Annotated in this window: 24 protein-coding genes and 2 pseudogenes; 12 read left to right on the top strand and 14 right to left on the bottom strand. The window is 68.8% G+C overall.

The window, feature by feature from the left end; translation table 11 throughout:
• The 3 genes and pseudogenes from C664_RS15500 to hypD form a co-directional block, all read left to right on the top strand.
• Window positions 1-711: Kae1-like domain-containing protein (locus C664_RS15500; RefSeq protein WP_004263575.1), on the top strand; the 711-nt coding region annotated here is incomplete at its 5' end.
• A 2-nt stretch (window positions 712-713) separates the two neighbouring features.
• Window positions 714-974, top strand: coding sequence for a HypC/HybG/HupF family hydrogenase formation chaperone (locus C664_RS15505; protein ID WP_004263578.1), 261 nt, complete (start codon window positions 714-716; stop codon window positions 972-974).
• 8 nt (window positions 975-982) lie between these two features.
• Window positions 983-1849 (top strand): annotated as a pseudogene (hypD, locus tag C664_RS15510) (hydrogenase formation protein HypD); the annotation flags it as partial.
• 105 nt (window positions 1850-1954) lie between these two features.
• Here the strand turns inward: hypD and C664_RS15515 are convergent.
• Window positions 1955-3277 (bottom strand): IS1182 family transposase, encoded by a 1323-nt coding sequence (locus C664_RS15515; RefSeq protein WP_004251208.1) that lies wholly within the window; start codon window positions 3275-3277, stop codon window positions 1955-1957.
• Between the two features lie 74 nt (window positions 3278-3351).
• Between C664_RS15515 and C664_RS20395 the strand changes: the two are divergent.
• The 6 genes and pseudogenes from C664_RS20395 to C664_RS15545 form a co-directional block, all read left to right on the top strand.
• Window positions 3352-3714, top strand: a pseudogene (locus tag C664_RS20395) (hydrogenase formation protein HypD); the annotation flags it as partial.
• Complete coding sequence (hypE, locus tag C664_RS15525; RefSeq protein ID WP_004263586.1) at window positions 3711-4772, top strand: hydrogenase expression/formation protein HypE; 1062 nt, start codon at window positions 3711-3713, stop codon at window positions 4770-4772. The pseudogene C664_RS20395 and the gene hypE, both read left to right, overlap by 4 nt.
• 205 nt (window positions 4773-4977) lie before the next feature.
• Window positions 4978-5676: a YXWGXW repeat-containing protein gene (locus C664_RS15530; protein WP_004263590.1), complete on the top strand. Its 699-nt coding sequence runs from the start codon at window positions 4978-4980 to the stop codon at window positions 5674-5676.
• A 136-nt stretch (window positions 5677-5812) separates the two neighbouring features.
• Complete coding sequence (locus C664_RS15535; protein ID WP_004263594.1) at window positions 5813-6616, top strand: amino acid ABC transporter substrate-binding protein; 804 nt, start codon at window positions 5813-5815, stop codon at window positions 6614-6616.
• Between the two features lie 179 nt (window positions 6617-6795).
• Complete coding sequence (locus tag C664_RS15540) at window positions 6796-7446, top strand: amino acid ABC transporter permease (RefSeq protein ID WP_004263598.1); 651 nt, start codon at window positions 6796-6798, stop codon at window positions 7444-7446.
• Between the two features lie 34 nt (window positions 7447-7480).
• A complete protein-coding gene (locus C664_RS15545) occupies window positions 7481-8233 on the top strand; it encodes an amino acid ABC transporter ATP-binding protein (protein WP_004263600.1) in 753 nt (250 codons plus the stop codon).
• A 31-nt stretch (window positions 8234-8264) separates the two neighbouring features.
• Here C664_RS15545 and C664_RS15550 read toward each other — a convergent pair whose 3' ends face one another.
• Window positions 8265-9140 carry a LysR family transcriptional regulator gene (locus C664_RS15550; protein WP_004263603.1) on the bottom strand — a complete coding sequence of 292 codons (876 nt, stop codon included), beginning with the start codon at window positions 9138-9140 and terminating at the stop codon, window positions 8265-8267.
• Between the two features lie 113 nt (window positions 9141-9253).
• Here C664_RS15550 and C664_RS15555 point away from each other — a divergent pair, with 113 nt between their 5' ends.
• Window positions 9254-9856 (top strand): cysteine hydrolase family protein, encoded by a 603-nt coding sequence (locus C664_RS15555; protein ID WP_004263607.1) that lies wholly within the window; start codon window positions 9254-9256, stop codon window positions 9854-9856.
• 108 nt (window positions 9857-9964) lie between these two features.
• On the opposite strand, the gene C664_RS15560 is transcribed toward C664_RS15555, so the two are convergent.
• Window positions 9965-11272 (bottom strand): DEAD/DEAH box helicase, encoded by a 1308-nt coding sequence (locus tag C664_RS15560; RefSeq protein ID WP_004263610.1) that lies wholly within the window; start codon window positions 11270-11272, stop codon window positions 9965-9967.
• Window positions 11273-11775: 503 nt separating this feature from the next.
• A complete protein-coding gene (locus tag C664_RS15565; protein ID WP_269745301.1) occupies window positions 11776-12096 on the bottom strand; it encodes an HU family DNA-binding protein in 321 nt (106 codons plus the stop codon).
• Window positions 12097-12283: 187 nt separating this feature from the next.
• Between C664_RS15565 and C664_RS15570 the strand changes: the two genes are divergently transcribed.
• Entirely contained in the window at window positions 12284-13447 is a 1164-nt protein-coding gene (locus C664_RS15570; RefSeq protein ID WP_004263616.1) for a hypothetical protein, read from the top strand.
• A gap of 15 nt (window positions 13448-13462) precedes the next feature.
• On the opposite strand, the gene C664_RS15575 is transcribed toward C664_RS15570, so the two are convergent.
• Window positions 13463-13960, bottom strand: coding sequence for a flavin reductase family protein (locus C664_RS15575; protein WP_004263636.1), 498 nt, complete (start codon window positions 13958-13960; stop codon window positions 13463-13465).
• Window positions 13961-14090: 130 nt separating this feature from the next.
• Here C664_RS15575 and mutY point away from each other — a divergent pair, with 130 nt between their 5' ends.
• A complete protein-coding gene (gene mutY, locus C664_RS15580; protein ID WP_004263640.1) occupies window positions 14091-15158 on the top strand; it encodes an A/G-specific adenine glycosylase in 1068 nt (355 codons plus the stop codon).
• A gap of 7 nt (window positions 15159-15165) precedes the next feature.
• On the opposite strand, the gene C664_RS15585 is transcribed toward mutY, so the two are convergent.
• The 9 genes from C664_RS15585 to gdhA all read right to left on the bottom strand — a co-directional run bounded on the left by C664_RS15585 (window position 15166) and on the right by gdhA (window position 25188).
• On the bottom strand, window positions 15166-15777 hold the full coding sequence (locus C664_RS15585) for an LON peptidase substrate-binding domain-containing protein (RefSeq protein ID WP_004263644.1): 612 nt from the start codon (window positions 15775-15777) through the stop codon (window positions 15166-15168).
• Window positions 15774-16412 carry a flavin prenyltransferase UbiX gene (locus C664_RS15590; protein WP_004263646.1) on the bottom strand — a complete coding sequence of 213 codons (639 nt, stop codon included), beginning with the start codon at window positions 16410-16412 and terminating at the stop codon, window positions 15774-15776. Before C664_RS15590 ends, C664_RS15585 begins: the two co-directional genes overlap by 4 nt.
• 35 nt (window positions 16413-16447) lie before the next feature.
• A complete protein-coding gene (locus C664_RS15595; protein ID WP_004263655.1) occupies window positions 16448-17614 on the bottom strand; it encodes an ABC transporter substrate-binding protein in 1167 nt (388 codons plus the stop codon).
• A 101-nt stretch (window positions 17615-17715) separates the two neighbouring features.
• Window positions 17716-18678, bottom strand: a complete 963-nt coding sequence (locus C664_RS15600) for a branched-chain amino acid ABC transporter permease (protein ID WP_004263659.1) — start codon at window positions 18676-18678, stop codon at window positions 17716-17718.
• Window positions 18675-19550: a branched-chain amino acid ABC transporter permease gene (locus C664_RS15605; RefSeq protein ID WP_038012084.1), complete on the bottom strand. Its 876-nt coding sequence runs from the start codon at window positions 19548-19550 to the stop codon at window positions 18675-18677. The genes C664_RS15600 and C664_RS15605 overlap by 4 nt, the downstream gene beginning before the upstream one ends.
• Before the next feature lie 101 nt (window positions 19551-19651).
• A complete protein-coding gene (locus tag C664_RS15610; RefSeq protein ID WP_004263666.1) occupies window positions 19652-20626 on the bottom strand; it encodes an NAD(P)H-dependent flavin oxidoreductase in 975 nt (324 codons plus the stop codon).
• Between the two features lie 141 nt (window positions 20627-20767).
• A complete protein-coding gene (locus C664_RS15615; protein WP_004263670.1) occupies window positions 20768-22933 on the bottom strand; it encodes a phage holin family protein in 2166 nt (721 codons plus the stop codon).
• A gap of 120 nt (window positions 22934-23053) precedes the next feature.
• Window positions 23054-23695, bottom strand: a complete 642-nt coding sequence (locus C664_RS15620; RefSeq protein WP_004263675.1) for an MBL fold metallo-hydrolase — start codon at window positions 23693-23695, stop codon at window positions 23054-23056.
• A 149-nt stretch (window positions 23696-23844) separates the two neighbouring features.
• Complete coding sequence (gene gdhA / locus C664_RS15625) at window positions 23845-25188, bottom strand: NADP-specific glutamate dehydrogenase (RefSeq protein ID WP_004263677.1); 1344 nt, start codon at window positions 25186-25188, stop codon at window positions 23845-23847.
• Between the last annotated feature and the right edge of the window lie 28 nt (window positions 25189-25216).

Below are 25216 nucleotides of genomic sequence, written 5' to 3' on the forward strand. Positions count from 1 at the left end.
CCGGGCGGCGACCGTGCGGCACGCGAACCCTGGCGCATGGCCGCCGCGCTGCTGCACGCCTGCGGCCGCGGCGACGAGATCGCACGCCGCTTCTCCCGGCACCCAGCGGCCGCGCTGCTCGGCCAGGTCCTCGCGCGCCCGGCCCTGTGTCCGGCCACGTCCAGCCTCGGCCGCCATTTCGATGCCGCCGCCGCCCTGCTCGGGCTGTGCGAAGTGATGCAGACGGAAGCCGAAGCCGCCGTCGCGCTCGAACGGCTCGCTGCCGGCAGCACCGCGCCCCCCGTCTCGCCGGCCGACTGGCAGATCACACAGGCGACGGCAACGCACGGCCCCGCCGGCCCGTCATCCGAAGCCTCACCACCGGTCGGCGAATTGCCGCCCGACCTCACGCTGCAGCTCGATCTGCACCCCCTGCTGCTGTGCCTCGCCGACGCGCCCGATGCCGGGCGGGGCGCGGCCCGCTTCCACGCCACGCTGGCCGCCGCCCTCACCGACTGGGTCGCCACGGCACGCCGCCTGACGGGCTGCGACACGGTGGTGCTGTCCGGCGGTTGCCTGCACAATCGCCTGCTGTCGGCCGCGCTGCACGCCAGCCTGCCGGCCGTGGGCTGCGAGGTGCTCGGCGCGCAACGCCTGTCGCCCGGCGACGCCGGCCTCGCGCTGGGCCAGGCGTGGGTCGCCTTGCACCAACTCGCCGCCAAGGAAACCTGAACATGTGCCTCGCCCTTCCCGCCCGCATCGTCGAATTGCTCGACGGCGACCAGTGCCGCGTCGAGCTGGGTGGCGTGCGCAAGGAAATCTCGCTCGCGCTGATCGACGGCGCCGCTGTCGGCGACTACGTCATCGTGCACGTGGGCTACGCACTGACGAAGCTCGATCCCGAGGAGGCCGCGCAGACGCTGGCGCTGTTTGCCGAGGCCGGGCTCGATCCGGCCACATCCTGCGCGCAGGGTGACAGGGCCACGCCGCGATGAAGTACGCGATGAAGTACATCGACGAGTTCCGCGACCAGGCGCTCGCCGCCGGCCTGGCGCGCGCGATCGCGCACGAGGCCGACACCGGCCGTGACTACGCCTTCATGGAGTTCTGCGGCGGCCACACGCACACGCTGTCGCGCTACGGCATCGCCGACCTGCTGCCGCCCACGCTGCGGATGATCCACGGCCCCGGCTGCCCGGTCTGCGTGCTGCCGATCGGCCGCGTTGACATGGCGATCCGGCTCGCGCTGTCGCGCCCCGAGGTCATCCTGTGCACCTACGGCGACTGCCTGCGCGTGCCCGCATCCGACGGCCTGTCGCTGCTGAAGGCGAAGGCCCATGGGGCCGACGTGCGCATGGTGTATTCCACCGCCGACGCGCTCGCACTGGCCCGGCGCGAACCCGGGCGCGAGGTGGTGTTCTTCGCCATCGGCTTCGAGACCACCACGCCGCCCACCGCGCTGGTGCTGCGCGAGGCAGCGCGACAGGGACTCGCCAACTTCAGCGTGATCTGCAACCACGTGCTGACGCCTGCAGCAATCGCCGCCATCCTCGAGCCGCCCGACGGCATCGCCCCGCAGGCGGTGCAGATCGACGGCTTCGTCGGCCCGGCCCACGTGTCGACAGTCATCGGCAGCCGCCCCTACGAGGCCTTCGCCGCGACCTACCGCAAGCCGGTGGTCATCGCCGGCTTCGAGCCGCTCGACGTCATGCAGGCCATCCTGATGCTGCTGCGCCAGGTGAACACCGGCCGCGCCGTCGTGGAGAACGAATTCACCCGCGCCGTCACCCGCGACGGCAACCTCAAGGCCCAGGCCCTAGGAGTCTGCGCGGCAGAACTCCAGAGCGTGTTTTTTAGCAGAACGATTGGCGAACCGAGAGGTGCGGCAAGAGACTGAGGCCGTGGTTAAGTTGCTTTGCGACGTCGCGGCGCGCATGCCGGACGGCAACGGGGACAGGTTTGCCCCCTTTTCCCGTCATGCCGTCCTCAATGTGCTCATCCTGCGCAGGTTCAGCGCCATACAGACGAGCTTCCACTCCGCTTTGACGCGCTCCAGGCCCCGCAGGCTGAACTGCCGGAATCCCAACACGTTCTTGATCCAGCCGTTGGGCGGTTCGGCGATCCATTTCCGTTTTCGGTAGGCGCTCTTGCCCGCCTCGCTCTCGAGCTTGTCGGCCATCTGTGCGGTGTGCGGATTGCGTTCGCGGTCGAAACCGAGTCGGCGCTTGCCTTCCCGGCCCAGCGCCACCACCAGTTCGGTCCCGCACCCGTCGAGTTCCCGGAACGTTTGCTCCGAGCGGTAGCCGGTGTCGGCCAGCGCCTGGCGCGGTCGTTGTTCGACGTTGTCGCGCACGGCCTGCAGTACCCCCGCCAGTTGCCCGGCGTCGCTGGCGTTGTTGGTCAGTTCGGCCGCCACGATGATGTGGGCGGTCTCGTCGACCGCCGTCTGGGCGTTGTAGCTCGGATCGAACCCGCCGCCGGCGCGCTTCATGATGCGGCTGTCCGGATCCGTGAAGTTCTCCTGCGCCTTGTCCTCGGGCACTCCAAAGTCGCGCTTGTAGCGCCCGCCCTTCGGTTTGCCGTCACCGCCGCGCGGGCGACGGTCGTCATCGTCGCTGCGCCCGCGCGCCTGATCGGCCTCGCGCTGGCGCTGCTCGAGCCGCGCCCGGGCTTCAGCAATCGCCGTCAGCCGCGCCTCGCGCCGCGCGATCTCGGCCGGCACATCCAGCTCGGGCTCGTTCCGCTCGGCGTCGTCGGCGGCCTTGGCCCGATTGAGCAGCGCCTCGATCTGCCGTTTCAACTCGGCCTCCGCCTTCACCATATGGCCGTAACTCATCGCCTTGTGGCGGCTGGCGTTTGCCTTGACCTTGGTGCCGTCGATGGCCACCGTCCCGAGCTTGACCAGCCCCATCTCGCGGGCCAGTCGTACCACCTGCACGAACAACTCGCTCAGCTCCTTCAAATGGACAGCGCGAAAGTCGCTCAGCGTGCGGTGGGCCGGGAAGTTGTCTGCCGCCAGGACCCGGAACGCCACATCCTCGTGCAGCTTGCGCGCGATCTTGCGCGAACTGAACACGCCCGTGGCGTACGCATACAGCAGCACCTTGACCATCATGGCCGGATGAAACGGCTGGTTGCGCGGTCCGCCACCGGCATACCGGGCGTGGAACGCGCTCAGGTCCAACCCGTCGACCGCGTCGCTGATGAAGTACGCCAAGTGGCCTTCGGGTAGCCACTCCTGCAGCGCCTGGGGCAGCAGCATCTGCTGCTGCGGGCAATAGGGCAGATAGCTCGTCATCTCGACAGTCTACCGGCCCCGAAACGCCCGGGAGGACTTAACTCACCGACGCTTGGCTTCTGCCGCGCAGACTCCTAGTCGCGGAGGTCTTCGAGCCGCGTCCCGGCTTCGAGTGGCGCGGCCTCGGCACGCTGCCGGATTCAGCGCTGCGCATCCGTGCCGCCTTCGCGGCCTGGGATGCCGAAGCGAAGTTCGACCTCGGCTACACGCCCGTGCCGGACAACAAGGCCTGCGAATGCGGCGCCATCCTGCGCGGGGTGAAGTCGCCCATCGACTGCAAGCTCTTCGGCACGGTGTGCACGCCGGAAACACCGATGGGCTCGTGCATGGTGTCCTCCGAAGGCGCTTGCGCCGCGCATTACACCTACGGGCGCTTCCGCGACCTGGCGCCGCGCGTCAGCGACACCCTCACGCCCGCGAACCAGGACACCGCATGAGCGCCGTCAAACCCGGCTACGCCCGCCCGCTGGACCTGCGCACGGGCCGCGTCGACCTCGCCTTCGGCGCTGGCGGGCGCGCGATGGCGCATCTCATCGCCGAACTGTTCGCGCGCGCCTTTGCCAACGACTATCTGGGACGCGGCGATGACGGCGCGGTGCTGCCCGCCCCGGGTCCGGGCGAACGCCTGGTGATGTCGACCGACGCGCACGTGGTGAGCCCGCTGTTCTTCCCCGGCGGCGACATCGGCAGCCTGTCGGTGCATGGCACGGTAAACGATCTCGCGGTGATGGGCGCCCGTCCGCTGTATCTGGCCGCCAGTTTCATTCTCGAGGAAGGCTTTCCGCTGGCCGATCTCGCCCGCATCGTCGAATCCATGGCCGCTGCCGCGCGCACGGCCGGCGTCCTGGTCGTGACCGGCGACACCAAGGTCGTCGAGCAGGGCAAGGGCGACGGCGTGTTCATCACCACGACCGGGGTCGGCGCACTGCCCGCCGGACGCGATCCAGGCGGCGCACGGGCACGGCCGGGTGATGTGGTGCTGGTGTCCGGACGCCTCGGCGAGCACGGCATGGCCATCATGGCGCAGCGCGAATCGCTCGCCTTCGAGTCCGAAATCGTCTCCGACAGCGCGGCGCTCAACGGCTTGGTCGAGGCGCTCTACGCGGCCGTGCCCGCCGACGCGATCCGCGTGCTGCGCGACCCCACGCGCGGCGGCCTGGCAAGCACGCTGAACGAGATCGCCGCGCAATCGGGCGTGGGCATGGAACTCGACGAGGAGGCGATCCCGGTATCGCCGCCGGTGCGGGCAGCCTGCGAGCTGCTCGGGCTCGATCCGCTCTGCGTCGCCAACGAGGGCAAGCTGGTTGCACTGTGTGCGCCCGAGCACGCCGACGCCCTGCTCGCGGCCATGCGCGCGCATCCGCTCGGCGCCGAGGCGGCGCGCATCGGCACGGCCACCTCCGACCCACAGCATTTCGTGCAGATCCGCACCAGCGTCGGCGGATGGCGGATGGTGGACTGGCTGTCCGGCGAGCAGCTGCCGCGGATATGCTGAAACCGGCTGCCGACGGGCAACCCGGCCACCTTCCCGTTCCCAGGCGGGGCCGCGTCATGCCGCCTTACAACTCATTACCGCGCGACACACACAAGGGCAACGAGTCGGCCTATTGTTCAATCCGAGACAGCAGGGAAGCTTGGACCGGGTGACCGGGGCAATCGCCCCGGCGCCCGCCTCCAGCCGACATGCAAAGGACGATGCGATGCGATTCCCTCACCGACTGTGGCCCCTCGGCCTTGCCGCCAGCCTGCTGCTTGGCGGCTGCGCGGTCGTGCCCGCCGAGCGCTACGAGGTTCGTGAGCACCGGGACTACTACGGCTACGGCGACGAAACGGTGATCATCACCTCGACGCCACGCGTGGAGTATCGCGGCTATCCGCCCGGTGCCGGCTACATCTGGATGGACGGCTACTGGAACCGGGTCGGTGCACGTCAGGTATGGGTACCCGGCTACTGGCGGCCGCCGCATGCGCATCCGCGACCGATCGTGCGCGATCGCGACCGGGACCGCGACGACGATCGCCGGTCTCACTGGCGCGAGGAACGTCGCGACCATGATCGAGATCGTGATCGCGTACGCGACCGCGATCACGACGGCGACCGCGACCGTGACCGTCCGCAACCCAGCCCCCGCGAGCGCTTTGTGAATGACCGGCACCGCGATCGTCTGGAGGACACCCGGCCAGAGCGCATCGAAGGACGTCTGCCGGTGGTGCCGCGCAGCCTCCGCAACCGCAGCGACGAGCCAGTCACCGCGGGCGAACGCCGCGAGACGCGGCGGGACGAGCGGGACGACCGGCGGGACGCCGTGCGTGCGATACGCGATCGCGAGCGGGACAATGACGGGCGGGACGCGAGGCCCGACTGGCGCACGCGCATGCAGTCGATCCGCGGCGAGTAGACGCCTGCACCGGGCGCCAGCAAGGTTGCTCAGTTGCCGCATCGCGGCGAGAATCACGCCTTTGGCACCGCCACCCGCGGTGCCGCAGTCCGGCGTGCCCATCCTGCGCGCCTTCTTCACCCGCCCAGGCAAAACCATGAAGAAACTTTCCTCGCTGCTCGTGCTCTCCCTCACCGCCGGCGCCCTGCTCACCGGCTGCGGCAAGAACGAATCCGCGCCGTCCCCCCAAGCCGCCGCACCGGCGCCCGCCGCCCCGACGAAGATCGTCATCGGCCTGGACGACAACTTCCCGCCGATGGGCTTCCGCAACGAGAAGAATGAACTCGTGGGCTTCGACATCGATCTGGCGAAGGAAGCGGCCAAGCGCCTCGGCGCCGAAGTCGAGTTCAAGCCGATCGACTGGAGCGCAAAGGAAGCCGAGCTCAACGGCAAGCGCGTCGATGCGCTGTGGAACGGCCTCACCATCACCGAAGAGCGCAAGAAGAACATCGGCTTCACCACCGCCTACATGGAAAACCACCAGATCATCGTGGTCCCGGCCAACTCGGCGGTGAAGACCAAGGCCGACCTCGCCGGCAAGGTCATCGGCATCCAGGACGGCAGCAGCGCGATCGACGCGGTGCAGAAGGACCCGGTCGCCACCTCGTTCAAGGAGCTGAAGAAGTTCGGCGACAACGTCACCGCGCTGATGGACCTGACCACCGGCCGCCTCGACGCCGTGGTGCTGGACGAAGTCGTGGGCCGCTACTACACCGCGAAGAAGCCCGGCGAGTACCTCGTGCTGGACGACCACTTCGGCACCGAAGAGTACGGCGTCGGTACCCGCAAGGACGACACCGAGCTGCTGGCCAGGCTGCAGAAGGCGATGGACGACATGAAGGCCGACGGCAGCGCCGGACGCATCTCGACCGAGTGGTTCGGCAAGGACATCATCAAGTAAGCCGGCCCGGGACCGTGCAGGCGGGGCCACCCCGGCACGCCTGCCCCCCTCCGACGCTGTACGGCGCCTGACACGGCGCCGCATTTTTTGCCGGCGCCGCGATCGCCCCTGCGGCCCTCGCGACCGGGCTCTCCGCCCCGCCGGCTTCGCGCCCCGCGCGCCCTGCCCGGAGTCCGCTCATGGACTACATCCTCAGCATCCTCGGCCCGCTCGCCGAGGGCTCGCTGGTCACGCTCAAGCTCTTCTTCATCACGCTCGCGCTGGCGGTGCCGCTCGGCCTCGCGCTGGCGCTGATCCGCATCTCGCGCTTCACTGTCGCCAGTCAGGCGGTCAATGGCTACATCTGGCTGATGCGCGGCACGCCGCTGATGCTGCAGCTGCTGTTCATCTACTTCGCGCTGCCCTTCGTGCCGGTGATCGGCATCCGCCTGCCGGACTTCCCGGCGGCGATCGTGGCCTTCGCGCTGAACTACGCCGCCTATTTCGCCGAGATCTTCCGCGCCGGCATCCAGTCGATCGACCGGGGCCAGTACGAAGGCGCCAAGGTGCTCGGTTTTTCCTACGGCCAGACCATGCGCCGCATCGTGCTGCCGCAGGTGGTCAAGCGCATCCTGCCGCCGATGAGCAACGAGACCATCACCCTGGTCAAGGACACCTCGCTGATCTACGTGCTCGCGCTCAACGACCTGCTGCGCGCAGCGCGCGGCATCGTGCAGCGCGACTTCACGATCACGCCCTTCATCGTTGCCGCCGGCTTCTACCTGCTGATGACGCTGGTGCTGACCTGGCTGTTCCAGCGCCTGGAGAAACGCCATGCCGTCTATGACTGAGGCCGCAGCGATGAGCACACCGATGCCCGAACCGATGATTCTCGCCGAAGGCATCCGCAAGCGCTTCGGCACGCACGAGGTCCTCAAGGGCGTGTCGCTGACGCTCGCCAAGGGCGAGGTGGTGGCGGTGATCGGCCCGTCGGGCTCGGGCAAGAGCACCTTCCTGCGCTGCCTGAACCATCTGGAAACCATCGACAGCGGCCGGCTGGTGATCGAGGGCGACGTGCTCGCCGACAACGACGCCAGCGGCCACGCACACTACGTCGCCGAGGCCGAGGTGCGTCGCATCTGCCGCCGCATGGGCATGGTGTTCCAGCACTTCAACCTGTTCCCGCACATGACGGTGCTGCAGAACGTCATCGAGGCACCGGTCACGGTCAAGGGCCTCAAGCGCGAGGCGATCCTGCCGACGGCCGAGGAACTGCTGCGCAAGGTCGGCCTGTTCGACAAGCGCGACGCCTACCCGTCGCGACTGTCCGGAGGCCAGAAACAGCGCGTGGCGATCGCGCGCGCGCTGGCCATGGAGCCGGACATCATGCTGTTCGACGAGCCCACTTCGGCGCTCGACCCGGAGCTGACCGGAGAGGTCCTGCGCACCATGCGCCAGCTCGCCGACGAGCACATGACCATGCTGGTGGTGACGCACGAGATGGGTTTTGCGCGCGAGGTGGCGAGCCGGGTGGTATTCATGGACGGCGGCGAGCTGATCGAGTCCCAGCCGGCGGCGGCGTTCTTCGCCAGCCCGCAGCATCCGCGCACGCGCGCCTTCCTCGACAGCATGCTCTGAGGCCCGGGCGCGGCGCCGGTTTCGTCCCCGGCTATGGACGCACCAGGACTCCCGACAGCCGCCCGGCCTCCTCGCCAAAGCACGCCACCAGCCAGTCCGCCGTTGCAGCCACTCGGGGCAGGGGGCGCGCATCCGGATGGATCAGCATCCAGAGTTCCCGGCTCAGAACCGGGTGCGGTCCGGACAGGCGGGCCAGGCGCGGGTCCGGGTCGGCCAGGAAACAGGGCAGCAGGCCCTGCCCGACGCCGTCCGCCACGGCCCTGGCCAGCCCGCGCACGCTGTTGGCACGCAGCCGGATACGGCCACTGCCGAGCATGGCCTGCAGGCGCCGCATCTCCGGCGTATATGCCAGATCCTCGTTGTATGCCACCCAGTCGCCGGCACTGACCTGCAGGTCTCCGCGCGCCGCCCCATAGAGCGCGAAGCCCACGTCCGCCAGCTTGCGGATCAGGAGGTCACCACTCGCAGGGCGCGCCAGGCGGATGGCGATGTCGGCCTCGCGGCGGGCGACATTGAGGTTGTCGTTGCTGGCGACGAGATCCACGCAGAGTTCCGGGTGGCGGGTGTAGAGGCCGGGCAGGCGCGGCACCAGCCAGTCGCCAATGAAGGCGCCGACCGCGGTGATCCGCACCACGCCGCCGACCGCAGCGGCGCCGGCCTCGGCCAGGCGGCTGATCCCGGCCACGTCTTCCTCGATGCGCCCCGCCCGCTCCAGCACCCGGCCACCGACCGCCGTGGGCCGCCACAGGCCGTCGTTGCGCTCGAACAGCGGCGTGCCCAGATCCTGCTCGAGTGTGCGCAGGCGGCGGGCGACGGTGGTCTGGTCCACGCCAAGCTGACGCGCAGCCGCGGCCAGCGTGCCCTCCCTGCCAAGCGTGACGAGAAAACGCAGATCGTCCCAGTTCATGTGCGCAGAACCTGCAAATTTACAGCAGCATAGCGCATCGCCGCACATTTACGCTGGCACACGGCGGGATGTAGTCTCATGGCACGTTCCATGACCTCGCGAGGATCCTGCCCATGAGCACCGCATCGCCCACCCTGCGCCACTTGTCCGGCCTGCCTGTCGCACCAGCCCGCCTGTCCGAGTCCGCCCTGATCATCGTCGACGCCCAGAACACCTACCGCAGCGGCGTCATGCAACTCACCGGTGTGGAGCCGGCACTCGATGAATGCGCACGGCTGCTCGCCCGCGCCCGCGCGCTGAGGGTGCCGGTGGTGCACATCCAGCACGATGCCGGCCCCGGGTCGCCCTACGACCCAAAGGCCGAATGCGGCGCGATCGCCGACAAGGTGGCACCGGTTGTCGGCGAGCCGGTGGTGGTCAAGCATTATCCGAACTCCTTCGTCGGCACCGAACTCGACGGACATCTCAAGGCAGCGGGGGTGAAGAACCTCGTCATCGTGGGCTTCATGACCCACATGTGCATCAACTCCACCGCGCGCGGCGCCTTCAACCTCGGCTACGCGGTGACCGTCCCTGCCGCCGCTACGGCCACACGCGCGCTGCCCGCGCCCGACGGCAGCGTCATCGAAGCGGCGACCCTGCAGTCCGCCGCACTGGCTGCACTCGCCGACCTGTTCGCGGTCGTGGTGGCCAACGGCGCAGCCATTCCGGACTGAGCCGCGGCGGGTGAGACCGTAGACGGCCCACGGCCCCCGACAGCGGATGCGCTGAAGGGGGCCGTGACGGTTCACGAGGCCGGCGAACCGGCCGGCGTCAAGACTCGGTCAGCCGCGCGAGCGACGGTCGCCGTGGCTGCGTTCGCTACGCGACGGATGACCGTCACGGCTGAAACCGCCGGCGCGACGACTGTCACCGCCCGGACGGCCGAAGCCGCCGCCGCTGCCGAAGCGACGACCGCCGTTGCCAGCAGGACGCGGGCCCGCCGGCTTGCGCGGCGAGGGCTCCATGCCGGGGATGGTGTGAACTTCCAGACGGCCGCCGGTGAAGCGTTCGATGGCACGGATCAGTCCGGTTTCGCGCGGGCCCGACAAGGTGATCGCGACGCCGTCGCGACCGGCACGACCGGTACGGCCGATGCGGTGCACGTAATCCTCGGCCTGGCGCGGCGGATCGAAGTTGATGACATGGCTGATGCCGGCGACGTCGATGCCGCGCGCGGCGACGTCGGTTGCCACCAGCACGCCGATGCGGCCCTGGCGCAGGCGATCGAGGGTGCGGTTACGCTGGGTCTGGTGCATGTCACCATGCAGCGCGGCCGCGGCGATGCCTTTTTCCTGCAGCGACAGCGACAGTTCGTCGGCGCTGCGCTTGGTGGCGGTGAAGACCACGGCCTGGTTCATCCCCTCCTCGCCGAGCAGGGCGTGGAGCAGGCGGCTCTTGTGGCCAAGGTCATCGGCGAACATCAGACGCTGCTCGATCTGGCCGCGGTCTTCCTGAGCCACTTCGATCTCGATGCGCTGCGGGTCGCGGGTCATGCGGGTGGCCATGCTGCCCACCACGCCGTCCAGCGTGGCCGAGAACAGCAGGGTCTGGCGCTTGGCCGGGGTGGCGGCGACGATGGCATCGATGTCTTCGGCGAAACCCATGTCGAGCATGCGGTCGGCCTCGTCGAGGATCAGCACCTCGACATCGGACAACTTGATCTTGCGACGGGTCAGGTGGTCAAGCAGACGGCCCGGCGTGGCGACGACGACGTCGCACTGGCGCTGCAGCTGCTTGATCTGGGCGAACATCGGCGCACCGCCGACGAGGCAGGCGGTGTTGAGCCAGCGCAAGGCCTTGCCATAGGTCTGAACGGCCTTCTCGACCTGCTGAGCCAGTTCGCGGGTCGGGGTCAGCACCAGCACGCGCGGGCCGCTGCCCTGGGCAGGACGGCGATCGATGATCTTGTGCAGCGCGGGGAGCGTGAAGGCAGCGGTCTTGCCGCTACCGGTGTGGCTCGACACCAGCAGGTCGCGACCGGCGATGGCGGCGGGAATGGCCTGCATCTGCACCGGGGTCGGCGTGGTGTAGCCGGTCTGTTCAACGGCCTTGAGGAGTTCTGCGGCGAGGCCGAGGCTCTGGAAAGTCATGTGATTCTTCCTGTGTCTTGCACGCCGGCCTCGATCGAAGCGAGGGCCGGACGGGTTCGGGCCCTGGAGTGGGCCTCAATGGCATCGCGCCGCGCCGTACCGGATCGTCCGGAACGGAAGCGGGATCGCAAGGGCGACAAACGCGCGATGGGCGTGGCTGGTCTCGTCGGCCTTCGGAAAAGCCTGGTAGACCGCGCATCGGCACCAACCGGTTGTCACGATGCCAGACGCTCGGAAGAACGTATGGGGTTCGGCGGGAGGTCGGGGGCGATGGGGCTGTGGTTACAGTCCCTCGGACCGGGCTGGCGGGCATCCTTGTCCGCGCCAAAAACCGCTATGGCCCTGCTGCTGCATTGCACAACGAGGCGGAGTATATCGACTTTCGCCGCCGCTGTCGCTGAAATCTTGAGAAAAGTGCTTGACCAAAAATAAAAAGCGGGTTGGCGCCCCAGGCACCGACCCGCTCTGGAAGGGGCGACGCCCCGCCCGACTTACGTGCTTGCTTACTTGTTGACCGCAGCCTTGAGCGTGGCGCCAGCGGTGAACTTGGGCACGCTCGACGCAGCGATCTCGATGGTCGCGCCGGTCTGCGGATTACGGCCGGTACGGGCAGCGCGCTTCGAGACTTCGAACGAGCCGAAGCCGGTGAACGCAACCTTCTCGCCCTTGCCGAGCTGCTCGGCGATGATGTCGAGCACGGCGGACAGCGCGCGATCAGCCTGTGCGCGGGAAACGTCCATACGGTCAGCCAGTGCTTCGACGAATTCACCTTTGTTCATGCTTTTCCTCGATTGGTGTGAGTGGAGTGTTCTGGAGAGTCCGATCTACGCGGCGGATTCTAGCACCGTCGCGGCTTGTGGGGCATTTCGTAACACGCTGGCGTGACGTGTGGCATAAGGCGTCTCCGGTACTGCGGCGCCGACCCCAGAATCAAAGGCCGCACGGGCTGCATGTGCCGCCAACTTCCGCGCTATCCTTGCAGCACGAAGGAACCCGTGCCCGAGGGCCGTAATGCAGCAGCAACCATCCGCCGACGACGAAGGCGTTGTCCGCATCACCGCACACCGCCGCGCCAACCGCATCGTCAGGACGACGGTGGCCATGCCCGGCGCGGCTGCCCGCAGTCGTCTTCTCATCGGACTCGATCCGGCCGCTGCGATCGACACCCTCGCCGCCCACGCGACGCACAGCCCGCGCGCCCATGCGCTGGCGCTTGGCCAGGCCTGTGCCGCCGCCATGGGCGACGCCCCGCCGGACCACGCCACGCTCGTCGCCATCGAGCGCGAACTGGCGGCCGAGGCGGCCGGCACGCATCTGCACCGGCTCCTGATCGAATGGCCCCAAGCGCTCGGACATGATGCGCGCCATAGCCGCTACAACGAATTCCATCGCCGCCTGAGGACGAAAACGGACGCCGCCTCGTTCTTCGAACTCGGCGGCGACGTGCTTGATCTGGTGGCGCGCGAGATGCTGGCCGGCTTCTTCAACCGCATCCGCATGCCGCACAACCTCGCCGAGTTCATCGAGCGGGCGGACACCGGCAGCATCCTCGGCGCCGTGTTGCGCGACATGATCGAGCTCGGCCCCTCGCAGCCCAGCGCGGGACGCGGCGTTGCCATCCTCGGCACGCAGACCGCCGCCGCCTGGGTGGCGACGATCGGGCCGTGGCCGTCGGACGAATTTGTCGCCCATCCGACCTTCGCCGGCGAACCGGCAGAGACGGGCCCGCTGGCACGGCATGCCGCCTCGCCGCTGGTGCGCCTGCTGCTGGACCGCGGCCACCGGCTGTCGGCGCGTCTGTTCTCGAAGATCATCGACCTGGCCGACTGCGCCAGTCGCATGCGTTATCCGCTGACTGACGAAGTTCCCCCGCTGCTCGATGCGGCAGCGGCGGGTCCGGGCGTCGGCATGGCCCGCGCCAGCACGGCGCGCGGCGTGCTGTTGTGCTGGGTCAGGATGGAGGCGGGACGCATCGCCGACTGTCGCATCGTGCCCGCGGCGGCATGGAACCTCCATCCGGAAGGCGCCTTCTGCCGCGAAGCCTGCAGCAGCATCGACGAAAGCCCGGAGGCCGCGATGCGCCGCCTGTCATTGCTGGCGCTGGCGCTGGACCCGTCGCTGCCCTATCGCATCGAGCTGGTCGAGGACACGGGCAAGGGCCGCAAGCGCGCCTGAACGCGGCGCGCCCGGTCAGTCGGCGACGCGGCGATAGGCGCCACCGAAGTACAGCAGGGGCAGGCGCTCCTCGCGATCGAAATCGACCACTTCGCTGATGAACACGATGTGGTCGCCGCCGTCGTGACGCACGGTGTTGCGGCACACGAAGCGCGCGCAGCAGCCCTTGAGCAAGGGCACCCCGCCCTGCCCGACCTCGACCTCCAGCCCGGCGAAGCGCTCGCCGTTGCGGCTGGCGAAGCGTTGCGACAGTTCCATCTGGTCTTCGGCCAGCACGTTGATCGCGTAGTATTCGCAGCCCTCGAACAGCGGCCGGCTCGGCAGATCGTTGGCGAGGCTCCACACGATCAGCGGCGGATCGAGCGACACGGAGTTGAACGAATTCACCGTCAGGCCGATCGGTTCGCCGGCCGGCGTGCGCGTGGTCACCACCGTGATGCCGGTCGCGAACATGCCGAGGGCGTTGCGGAAACGGCGGGAGAAGTCCTCGCCGGAGAGCGTCTGCTGGGTCATGGGGGCGTCGTCGCGGTGGGATCCGCGCCTGTAGTAATACGAACGAAGGCGCGGATTATGGCCGCACGAGGAACCTACGTCGAGGGTGGGCGCCCTGATTCATCACAAAAAACGCAGGAAAAACCGTGACATGAGTGATTTCGCCGACCGCCTGATCGCCTGGCAGCGCCACCACGGGCGCCATGACCTGCCCTGGCAGGGCGGACACGACCCGTACCGCATCTGGCTGTCAGAGATCATGCTGCAGCAGACCCAGGTCGACACCGTCATCCCCTACTACCAGCGCTTCCTCGCGCGCTTCCCGGATGTTGCCAGCCTCGCGGCGGCGCCAGTGGAAGACGTGATGGCCCTGTGGAGCGGCCTCGGCTACTACGCGCGCGCCCGCAACCTGCATCGCGCGGCATGCACGATCGTCGAGGCACACGGCGGGGCCTTTCCGCGCAGCGCGGCGGAGATCGCCGGCCTGCCGGGCATCGGGCGCTCGACTGCCGCCGCCATCGCCGCCTTCGCCTATGGCGAGCGCGCCGCCATCCTCGACGGCAACGTCAAGCGCGTGCTGTGCCGCATTTTCGGCGTGGAGGGGTTCCCTGGCGAGAAGGCGGTCGAGAACCGCCTGTGGACGCTGGCGGAATCGCTGCTGCCCGAGCATGAGGTCGGACGCTACATCCAGGCCCAGATGGACCTCGGCGCCACCCTCTGCACGCGCGGCAAGCCGGCCTGCAGCCGCTGCCCCTTCGCCGACGACTGTGTCGCGCGCCGCGAGAACCGCGTCGCCGAGCTACCGACGCCGCGGCCGAAGAAAGTCGTGCCGCGCCGCCAGGCACGCTTTGCGGTCATCACGCACGAGGACCGGGTGCTGCTGGAGCGTCGGCCGCCGACCGGGATCTGGGGCGGACTGCTGGCCCTGCCCGAGATCCCTGACGAAGCGGCCGACGTGGGCGCCTGGGCTGCAGCGCGCTTCGGGCTCGCCTGCGCGGCGCCGCAGCCGTTGGCCCCGCTGACGCATGCGTTCACCCATTTCGTGCTCGACATCGAGCCGATCCGACTGCAGGCCACCGCGAATGCAGCGCCGCAGACCCTGGCGGATGAGCCCGCCCTGCTGTGGCAGCCGCTTGCCGGCGCAGACGAGGCCGCACTGCCGACCCCGGTGCGCCGGATTCTCGGCGCCTTGCAGGCACCGGACCTGTTCTCGGGCTGAAGCGGGCTCAGGCGAGCTTCGGCAACAATCCGTGCTCGCGCAGGAACTGCTGCAGGATCTCCAGCCGGCTGATCACGTCATCGAGTTCGAGCAGACGCTGCTTGGCCTCCAGCGGCACCGGCAACAATTCTGCGTAGCGCGCACCGACCCAGCCCGCATCGTCGAAGCGGTGCGGCGGCGGCAGGCGGTCGCCGAGTTCGGCGACGATGGTCTGCAGCAACGGCAACAGGTCGAGCTGGGCAGTGGGCATCGGCTGCGGCGCGGGCTCGTCCAGCCAGCGCACCTCGCCCACCAGCAGGCCGTCACGTTCGACCTCGTGATCGACGACGCGAAAACGTCGGCCGCCGCGCGTCACCAAGGTCAGCAACCCCGCTTGCTCCATGTCCCACTGCTCGATGTGCGCAGCCGTACCCACCGGATGTGGCACCGCCGTCTCGCCGACCTCCTCGCCAGCGGCGATCAGGCATACGCCGAACGGCGAGCCCTCCCGCATGCAGCGCGTGACCATGTCCATGTAGCGCGGCTCGAACACGCGCAGCGGCAGCACGCCTTCGGGGAACAGCACAGTCTTGAGCGGAAACAGCGGCAGGCGCGTCAACGTGCTGGATGTCTCGCTCATCGGTCACGGCCCTCGGCTTGCGCGGCGTCCTCGCCCCAGCGCGCCATCAACGCATGCGCGACGCCGAGCTGGTCGAGGATGCGTGCGACGACGAAGTCGACGAGGTCTCCGACCGACTGCGGGTGGTGATAGAAGCCCGGGTTGGGCGGCAGGATGCACACGCCCAGGCGCGCGAGCCTGAGCATGTTCTCGAGATGGATCGCCGAATACGGCGTCTCCCGCGGCACCAGCACCAGCTTGCGTCCTTCCTTGATCACGACGTCGGCCGCGCGCTCGATCAGGTTCTGGCTCAGCCCGCCGGCAATGGCGGCCAGCGTCGCCATCGTGCACGGGCACACCACCATCGCGTAGGGCGGATTCGATCCCGAGGCCGGCGGCGCGAACCACTCCTCGCGGCCGAACACGCGTAACTGGCCCGGCGCCGCGCCAAAGCGCGCCGACAGCTCGGCCTCGACCTCCGCCGGACGCGCCGGCAGGTTCCAGTCCATCTCCTGCCGGGCGACAATCTGCGCCACCTGCGAATACAACAGCCACACACGGTGGCCGGCGTGCAGCAGGCATTCGACCAGTCGCACCCCGTAGGGCAGGCCGGACGCGCCGGTGAATGCGACGGTAATGGTACGTGGGGGGCTCATCGGCCTCCTTCAGCCAGAAATGACGGCGCGCAAAGTCAGCGCAGATAGTCCGTGATCAACTCCCAGCGCCCGTTGCGGATCTGCGCCAGACGGCCATGGCGATTGCCGAGGTGGTCGTCGGCGCTGAAGCGGTACGCCGGGCTGCCGAAGTAATCGCGGGTGAATTCGAGGCGTTCGAGGGTGCGCGCGAACGCCTCGGGCGTCAAGTCGCGACCGGTCGCCTCGGCGGTGCGCACGAACATGTCGGCCAGCGAGTAGCCCATGACGCTCCAGACGTTGGGCGCCGCACCGAAACGCGCGCGGTAGCGCTCGATCCAGCCGGCGAGTTGGCTGTTCGCGCCCTCGGCATAGGGGTGCGGCAGCACGCTGACGCCGTACAGGCCCTCGACCGCCTCGCCGCCGAGTTCGTGCGTCTGGGCCGAGTAGCCCGAGGCCGTCACCAGCATGTCGACCTTCCAGCCAATGCGCCTCGCCTCGGCCATCGCCGCCACGGTTTCGCGCACGACGGTGGCGAGCACGACCAGGTCGCACTCGGCCGCGCGCAGGCGGGCGATCTGGCTCGACAGGTCGGTGGCGCCGCGCTTGTAGCCGGTGCGCTCGAACAGCGTCTGACCGAGCTTCTCCAGGCCGGTCTCCACCCCCTTCATGACCTCGAGACCGTAATCGTCGTCCTGGTACAGCAGGCAGGTGCGGCGATAGCCGCCGGCCTGCACCATGTGCCGCGTCGCGGCTTCCATATAGTCCTGGTAAGGCGCGAAGTTCTGGAACTTGAGCGGATGCAGCGGTTCGTAGGTCGCCTTGTGCGGCGAAAACGGAAACAGGTGCAGGCGCCCTGCCTCGAGCACCACCGGCATCGTCGCCATCACCACCGGCGTCCCCATCGTGGCGATGAAGGCAAAGGCCTTGTCGCGCTGCACCAGCTTGCGCGCCGCCAGCACCCCACGCTTGGGATCGTAGCCCGCATCCTCGACCGCCAGCCGCAGCTTGCGACCGTGCACGCCACCGGCAGCATTGGCCTCGTCGAAGCGCATCAGCATGCCATCGCGCACCGGCGTGCCCAGCATCGCGATCGGCCCCGACAGATCCGAGATGTGGCCGACGACGATCTCTTGCGTGCTGACCCCGGCGACATCGGCCGCATGAACGGACGTGCCCGCCAGGGCGGCAAGCAGGGCAAGGGCTAGTCGGCGCAGGCTTTTCATCGCAGAAGATCTCCTGGAAGGGTTCGAGACGGCAGGCACGCTGCCATCGAGGGCGTCAGATTGTCGACGGATCCAAATTTATCGACAAGCGGGTATCGCCCTCATCCGCCGCGCGGACCACTGGCCAGCCCCTGTGGTCGCAGCAGGACGACCGCCACGATGATCGCACCGAACAGCACCAGCTCCAGTCCTGCGGCGCGCGCCCAGTCGCCGGGCAGCGCATCGCGCAGCACGGCGATCGCCTGCGGGATCGCCACCACCACCAGCGCGCCCCACACTGCACCGGACAGGCGCCGCGCGCCGCCGATGAAGGCCAGCATCAGCAGCTCGAACGAGAACACGAGGCCGAACTGCTCCGGGCTGATGAAACCGATCCAGTGCGCGTACAGGCCACCGCCCAGTGCAGACAGGCTGCCGCCGACGATGAAGGCGCGCAGCTTGGCCGCGCCAGGCGCGATGCCGCAGGCGTCGGCAGCGGCCTCGTCCTCGCGCACCGCACGCCACGCGCGTCCGAGGCGCGAGCGCAGCAGGCGGGCGGCGAGCGCGAGCGCGACCAGCAGCACGACGCCGCTGACTGCCGCCTGCGCCAGCGGCGTGTGGGCCTGCCACCCGCCCGCGCCGAATGCCGGCACGACCAGGCCCGCCGGGCCATGCGTCAAGGACTCCCAGCGCACCAGCGCTTCCTCGACGATCAGCGCGAACGCGAGCGTGCTCATGCCGAAATACAGTCCGCCAAGGCGTCCCGCCGGGAGGCTCGCCAGCACCCCGCCCAGCGCACCGACGCCGGCCGCCATCGGCAAGGCCAGCAGCGGCGCCACGCCTGCCTGCACCAGCAGAGTCTGGGCATAGGCGCCCAGCGCGACGAGTGCGCCCTGCCCAAGCACGATCTGCCCCGCCTGACCGACGATGATCACCACGCCGAGACCGGCGATCGCATAGGTCGCGACCAGCGTCGCCTGGCCGAAGGCGAAATCGGCACCGAGCCAGCCCACCGCCAGGGCCACCATCAACCCCACGACGAGGACCGTCCGCAGCAGGCGCAGCCCGCCCGGCGCCGCGCTCATCGCCCGGCCCTGCCCGCACGCCCGGCGGCCAGCCCCTGCGGAAACAGCAGCAGCGCGGCCATCAGCAGCACGTAGGGCACGACATCCTTCGCCCCCTCCGGCAACACCAGCCCTGCGAGCGCCTCGACCACGCCGAGGAACAGGCCGCCAGCCAGGGCGCCCGGCAGGCTCGTGAGCCCGCCCAGCACCGCCGCCGGAAAGGCCTTCAGCGCGATGAAGCCCATGTTGAGATGCACGAAAGTGATCGGGGCCAGCAGCAGGCCGGCCACCGCCGCCAGACCGGCGCCGAGCGCCCAGGCCAGGGTGTGCATGCGCGCCACGGGCACGCCCATCAACGCTGCGACGCGCGCATCCTCGGAGCAGGCGCGCAGCGCGAGGCCGACGCGGGTGTGACGGAAGAACAGCGCGAGCAAGAGCACCAGCACGACGGTGGCGAGCACCACCCACACGTGGCTTGCCGCCAGCACCAGCGGCCCGGCGCTGAGGGTGTCGGCGGCGAAGGGCAGGCGGTACATGTCCTGCGCAGCGGCCGGCACCGAAGCCACGCCGCCGCGCATCATCATGCCGAGGCCGAAGGTCAGCAGCACCGCCACCAGATGCGGCTGGCCGATCGCACGCCGCAGCGCGACCCGCTCCAGCCCCGCGCCGAGCAAGGCCACCGCCAGCACCGCGCCAAGGGCCGCCAGCGCCAGCGGCCAGCCCGCCGCAAGATGCAGCGCCAGCCCGGCAAAGCCGCCCAGCATCAGCAGGTCGCCCTGCATGAAGCTGACCGTCTCGGTGGCCTTGAACACCAGCACGAAGGAGAGCGCCACCAGGCCATACACGCAGCCGATGGCGATTCCGCTGGACAGGACCTGGAGAAAGGAAAGCATGGGGGCGAAGCATAGCAGCCGTTCCATCCCCTGCACCGCTGCCCGGCAGGCGCCGGGCGGCAGGCTGCCGTGGTCAGTCGGACCTGATCACGCCGACCTGATCACGCCAAAGTCAGCGCCGCGCTCGGCGGCAGGGTGCAGGCGGCACGGTACTCGCGCGCGAGGCGGGCGACCAGTTCGGCCGTGGTCGGGACGTCGTGGATCGTTGCCACGCCGTGGCCGGCACTCCACACGTCGCGCCAGGCCTTGGCCTCCTCGGCGAGGTCGTGCAGCTTGCCCTTGCCGAAGCCGGCGGCCAGTTCCTCGCGCCGGTAACCGGCACGTTCGAGGCTGGGCCACATGAAATTGGCGTTGGTGCCGGAAATGGCGTCGGTATAGACGATGTCGGCGGGCGCGCAATCGACCACCATCTGCTTGTACTCCGGCTGGGCCATCGCCTCGCGGGTGGCGATGAAGCGCGTGCCCATGTAGGCAAGGTCCGCGCCCAGCACTTCGACCGCGCGGATCGCCGCGCCGTCCGAAATCGCACCGGCCGCGACCAGCAGGCCGTCCCAGAACTCGCGGATCTCGCGCACCAGGCTGATGACGTTCTGCCCGCCGGCATGCCCGCCCGCGCCGCCGGCCACCGCGATGATGCCGTCGACACCGGCCGCGATCGCCTTGCGGGCGTGGTAGGCATGGACCACGTCGGACAGCACCAGGCCGCCGTAGCCGTGCACCACCTTCACCACCTCGGCCGGATTCCCAAGGCTGGTGATCACGATCGGCACCCGGTGACGGACGAGGATCTCCAGGTCTTCCTGCAGCCGCACATTGGACGCATGCAGGATCAGGTTGACCCCGTGCGGCGCGCACGGCGCATCGGGGCTGGCCGCGCGATGAGCCGCGAGTTCGGCATCGATGCGTGTGAGCCACTCGTCGAGCTGCGCGGCGGGCCTGGCGTTCATGGCCGGAAAGGTGCCGGCGACACCGGCCTTGCAGGTCTCGATGACGAGCTCCGGCCCGGACACGAGGAACATCGGGGCGGCGATCGCCGGTACGCTGAAACGTCCGCGCAGGCTGGCGGGAAGGCTCATGGGCTTGTCTCCTTGAAAGATCGGCACGCCTTCGCGAGGAGGCGTCTGCCGGACAGCGACTCTAACATCGCCCCGGCAGGATTCAAACGCTCGTTTAAATCGACGCGCTACGCCCCGGCGTCCCGACCGTCGGCAGGGACCTCAGCCCAGGAAGCGGTCATAGACGCCCTGGCGCCACAGCACGATCGCGATGACCACGACGATCAGCAGGAACATCCACGTGCCCCACGGCGTTTCCTTCTCGGCGTAGGGGTCGGCCATGGAGCGCGAGGCGCCGGCCGGCAGACTGGCGACGCCGGTGAGCGCACTGCCGAACGGGATGTTGATGCGGGCGCGGGTGTTCACCGCCCAGCCGTTGGCGTCGAGCAGCGGCCCGAGGTTGCGCTGGCGCAGCTTGAGCCAGGCCAGCAGCATCGAGGGCCCGGAGATCAGCAACAGGATGCCGGCGATCACCAGCGGCATCTGCCAGCCCGGCAGCGACAGGAAACCCGTTACCACCGCCGCCAGCGCGGTGCCGAGGGCACCCAGCGCGAGGCCGATGGCGGCGAAGATGCCGGCGAACTTGGCAATGTCGAAGGCCTGGGGCGCGGGGGCCGGAGCGGGGGCGGGCGCTTCGACCTTGGCGCCGGCGCCGGCGACGCCGGCCGCGGCCTTGTCCTCGACCGCCTTGTCGCGGGACGCGGCGAACTTCTGGATCTGGTCGCCGATCATGCGGCCGACGCGCTTGTACGGCGACCAGAAGGCCTGGCGCACGCTGATCGGCGCTTCCACGACCTTGACCACGGCAGCGTTCCAGTCGCGCCCCTGGCGATCGTAGAACACGCCGTTGCGGCCCGGCACCATCATCTCGTCGGCATCGCCGCCGGTCATCGCCGCGACGATGGTGATCGGCGCCTCGCCCTCGCGCCGGCACTCGCAATACACGAGGTAGGCGCCGGAAAGCGGCGCCAGTGCGGCGTGGCGCCCCATGTCGGCGACGCGCAGGCACAGCTCGCAGCTGCGCTGGTCGAGGTAAAGCGTGCCGGCCTGGAAGATGGCCTTGTTGCCGGCGTTGTAGAAGTCGCTGAGGGTGACGAAGTTGCGCAGCAAGGTGACCAGGTCGCGGTTGTAGCGCACCAGACGCTCGAGCGCATCGACCTGGGCGGCGGCAGTCTCGGCCGCGAGGTCCTGCTGGATCAGCGCCGTCAGCTCGGCCTGCACGGAACCGGCAAGCAGCGCACGCAGGGTGTCGGCGGGCACGGCTGCAAGCGGCGTCGCCGGCGTCGCGGCGAGCCAGGCGCGATAGGCGTCGAAACGGGCGGCGATATCCTGCCACTCGGCGTGAGACAGCGTGGTCCGCGCGCCGAGGATGGGCTTGATCACGTCATCGCGCAACGCGGCGATGCGCGCCTCCCAGGCCGGGTTCAGCCCGTCCTGCAGCGGCAGGGCACGGCCGGCACCGACCTGGGCCAGCGGCAGCGCGGCCACGCCTTCGGTGTCGGTGGCCAGCGTCTGCACGGCAAGGTCGACGTAGGTGGTATCGGCGGGGTTCAGCGCAGTGGCGGCGCGTTCGTCGAAGGCGGCGAGGCGGCAGCGGGTGAAGTAGTCCTCCACCTTGGCACGTACCGCATCGAACACCGCAGCCGCGGCCGCCGTGCCCTCGCCCAGCGGCAGCACGCTGTCAGGGCTGGCCACGGCCTGGTCGTGCCAGTCGACCACTGACTGCGCCGCGGTGAAGAAGGCGTTCACCTTGTCCTGATCGATGCCCGCCTTGCCACTGCGATCCTCGAGGGCGCCGAAATGCTCGATGACGAGGCCGATCGTCTTCGCCAGCTCGGCATCCGGGGTGAGTTCGGCGGGCACGATGCCATCGCCGTTGTAGTGATCGGGCGCGAACAGGCGCGAAGGGTCGGCCAGGTCGGCAACCCCGACCGAATCGGCTTCGGGCCGGCCCATGTAGGCGAGCACCTTCTTCGCCGTGGCCAGCAACTTCGCGCCCTCGGGGTGATCGTCCGCGATCGCCGCGATTGGCAGACCGTCCACGCCGCGGAACAGCACGTCCGGTGTCTTCAGCACGGTGCACACCCAGTTGGCCGCGGCGATCACCTCGGGTGCGCGGATGCGACCATCGCCATCGGAGTCGAGCAACTGCAGCGTACGGGTATCGAACTCGAGCCCGGAGGTGGGGCAGGCGAGCACGGACCACAGCTTCTGGTCGAGCTCGCCGAGGTGACGCAGGTCGTCCGCGTTCTCGATCAGGACCTGGTCGAAGCCACCGGAGCGGAAGAAGCGCCACCGATAGCCCTTGCTGTTCTCTTGCGTGCTCATCTTTCACACTCCCTGTTGAGATGCGGGCACTGACCGAATTGACTACACCGCCGGAATACTGCGCTGGAATCGGATCGCGGACAACCGCTGGGCATCCGAAGCGGATTTGCGGAAACGGCGTCAGCCGTAGGCGCCGACGAAGGGGTTGGTCTCGCGCTCCTCGCCGAAGGTCGAGGTCGGACCATGGCCCGGGATGAAGGTGATGTCGTCACCGAGCGGAAACAGCTTCTCGCGGATCGAGCGGATCAGGGTCTGGTGGTCGCCGCGCGGAAAATCGGTGCGGCCGATCGAGCCGGCGAACAGCACGTCGCCGACGATGGCCAGGCGCGCGCCCTCGTGCACGAAGACGACGTGACCGGGCGTGTGGCCCGGCGTGTGGACAACCTTGAAGACCTCCTCGCCGACGGTAACGGTGTCGCCGTCATGCAGCCAGCGGTCGGGCTCGAAGGTCTCGACGTCGGGGAAGCCGAACATCTTGCTCTGCTGCGGCATGCCCTCGATCCAGAAACGGTCCTCTTCCTGCGGCCCTTCGACCGGCACGCCGAGTTCGCGTGCCAGCCTGGCCGTGCCGCCGGCATGATCGATGTGGCCGTGCGTGATCAGGATCTTCTCCACCGTCACGCCCAGCTTGGCCACCGCCGCGAGGATGCGATCGATGTCGCCCCCCGGGTCGACAACCGCCGCCTTCTTCATCTTCTCGCACCACAGGATGCTGCAGTTCTGCTGGAAGGGCGTGACCGGGACAATGCTGGCCTGGATCATGGATCGTGCTCCTGAACGCTGGAAATCGAGCGGCAGTTTAACTGATCAGGCCGAACGACTCGGTGAACGAAAAACCCGCCTGTCGGCGCGCGGCGCGACAGGCGGGCTTGGACTGCTGCCGGGCGCGGCAGCGCCACGGACTCAGGCGATCAGATGACGCCCTGCGCGAGCATCGCCTCCGCCACCTTGACGAAGCCGGCGACGTTGGCGCCGTCGGCGTAGCTCACGCTACCGTCCTCGCGCTTACCGTACTTCAGGCAGGCCGCGTGGATACCGAGCATGATCTCCTTCAGGCGGGCGTCGACTTCCTCGCGGGTCCAGGACATGCGCATCGCGTTCTGGCTCATCTCCAGACCCGAGGTGGCCACGCCGCCGGCGTTGGAAGCCTTGCCCGGCGCGTACAGCACGCCGTTGTGCTCGAAGATCTTCACGGCTTCGGCGGTGCTCGGCATGTTGGCGCCCTCGGCAACCGCGATCACACCGTTCTTGACCAGGTTGGCGGCATCGTTGGCGTCGAGCTCATTCTGGGTCGCGCACGGCAGGGCGACATCGACCGGCACGTGCCACGGACGCACGTTGGGCTCGAAGCGGGCGCCGACACGCTCGGCATAGTCGGACACACGGCCATAAAGGTGATTCTTCACCTCCATCAGCACCGCCAGCTTCTCGGGCGTGAAGCCTTCCTCGTCGATCACGGTGCCGCTCGAATCCGAGCAGGTGATGGGCTTGGCGCCCAGTTCGAGCAGTTTCTCGATGGCGTACTGGGCAACATTGCCCGAACCCGACACCGACACGCGCATGCCACGGATGTCACGACCCGCATGCTCGAGCATCGCATTGGCGAAGTAAACGGTGCCGTAGCCGGTCGACTCCGGACGGATCAGCGACCCGCCGAAGGTCAGGCCCTTGCCGGTGAATACGCAGGCCGCGTTGTTCGACAGCTTCTTCATCATGCCGGCCATGAAGCCGACTTCACGACCGCCCACGCCGATGTCGCCGGCCGGCACGTCGGTGTCGGGGCCGACGTGGCGATACAGCTCGCTCATGAACGCCTGGCAGAATCGCATCACTTCGCCCGGGCTGCGGCCCTTCGGGTCGAAGTCGGAGCCGCCCTTGCCACCGCCCATCGGCAGGGTCGTCAGCGCATTCTTGAAGGTCTGCTCGAATGCCAGGAACTTCAGGATCGACAGGTTCACCGAGGGATGGAAGCGCAGGCCGCCCTTGTAGGGACCAATGGCCGAGCTATGCTGGATGCGGTAGCCGCGATTGACCTGCGTCTCACCTCTGTCGTCCACCCAGGACACGCGGAACATGATCACGCGCTCGGGTTCGATCAGTCGGTCGAGGAGCGAATGCTCGGCATAACGTTTGTTGGCGGAAATGAAGGGCCACAGGCTCTCCATCACCTCGGTCACCGCCTGCAAAAATTCGGGCTGACCGGGGTTGCGTTGCTCAACGTATGCCAGGAACTCCTCGAGAGACTGATATTTCATGATGCTTGGCCTGTTAGATGGATGGACA

It is taken from the genome of Thauera sp. 63 (assembly GCF_000310165.2).
Classification (GTDB): domain Bacteria; phylum Pseudomonadota; class Gammaproteobacteria; order Burkholderiales; family Rhodocyclaceae; genus Thauera; species Thauera humireducens.